The 1,351-nt window shown below is 50.8% G+C and carries 2 protein-coding genes; both read right to left on the reverse strand.

The features are described 5' to 3' along the window. Positions 1–447, reverse strand: a 447-nt coding sequence (locus tag R8N28_RS25055) for a rod-binding protein (protein ID WP_318183643.1), incomplete at its 3' end; no start/stop codon positions are given. A 10-nt stretch (positions 448–457) separates the two neighbouring features. Beyond that, positions 458–1,351, reverse strand: an 894-nt coding sequence (locus tag R8N28_RS25060; protein WP_318183644.1) for a flagellar basal body P-ring protein FlgI, incomplete at its 5' end; no start/stop codon positions are given.

Below are 1,351 nucleotides of genomic sequence, written 5' to 3' on the forward strand. Positions count from 1 at the left end.
CGTTGAGTTAAATGGGTCGGTAATTTCTTCGAGTTCAAGCTGTGATATCGATTCAGAATCGACCGGTTTACCGTCATTTGCAGAAGACACATTGCGCGCCGAATCGAAGGCCACTTCGCGCATTGAAGGGCTCAACTGCTGAATCAGCATATTAGCGATGCCAGAGCTTTGCTTTTTCGCCAACTCCATCGCCAACTGGCCATCGTACATGTCGCGAAAAACGCCTTGTTGCTTGCTTGAAAATGGGCTGTCTTTGTCCGCTAACACGTCGCTGCTACTGCGCATTTGACGCAGCACCAGTTGTAAGAACATAGCTTCAAACTGACCCGCCACCATTTCGAGCGCGCCTTCTTGATCACGACTGTGCTTGATGTTCGCCAACGCACTGTTGTCGTGATAAAGCATTGAGTTCAATTGAGCTTGATCGCTGCTACCGTCTAGTTTCATCGTTCACTCCTTAAATCACGACCAGTTCAGCATTCAACGCGCCCGCTTCATTTAGTGCCTGAAGAATCGACATCAAATCGGTTGGGGTTGCGCCTAAGCTGTTGACCGCATCGACAATGGTATTGAGCTCTGTGCCCGGAGGCCAAATCACCATTTGAGCGAGCTCTTCGTTTACATCAATATCCGTTTGATTCACGACTTTTGTCTCACCATCAGCAAACGCATTCGGTTGGCTGACTTTTTCTGATTCTGAAATTCGCACCGTCAAGTTGCCGTGGCTTACTGCCGCTTCGCCAACTTTGACATTCTTGCCAATCACCACAGTGCCAGTACGGGAGTTGAAGACGATACGTGCAGGCTTGCGCCCCTCCACGACATTCATCTCTTCCAGCATCGACATCATGATCACGCGTTGTTGCGTGTCTTTCGGCGCTCGCATATCCACGCGTGCTTTGTTGATGGCAACAGCCACGTTCGGACCAAACGTATTGTTGATCTCACGTGCGATGTTTTTTGCAGTGGTGAAACTTGGTTTGCGCAAGTTCAGCGTGATTTCATCGCGCTGGTTGAAGTCTGTTTTGATTTCGCGCTCTAGCGTTGCACCATTCGGCACACGACCCGCTGTTGGCGTATTCACTTCGACTTTCGAACCACTTTTACCTTCGGCAGATAAACCGCCCACAACTACGCTACCTTGCGCGATGGCGTACACTTCACCATCGATACCGCGTAGCGGCGTAAGAAGCAGCGTACCGCCGCGCAAGCTTTTCGCATCACCAATGGATGACACGACCACATCTAAGGTTTGGCCCGGCCCTGCCATAGGGTCTACCGATGCCGTCACGCTTACCGATGCTACGTTACGCAGTTTAGGGTCCATGCTGTCATCAATCTGAACGCCAAA

The organism is Vibrio sp. Vb1554 (genome assembly GCF_033344235.1).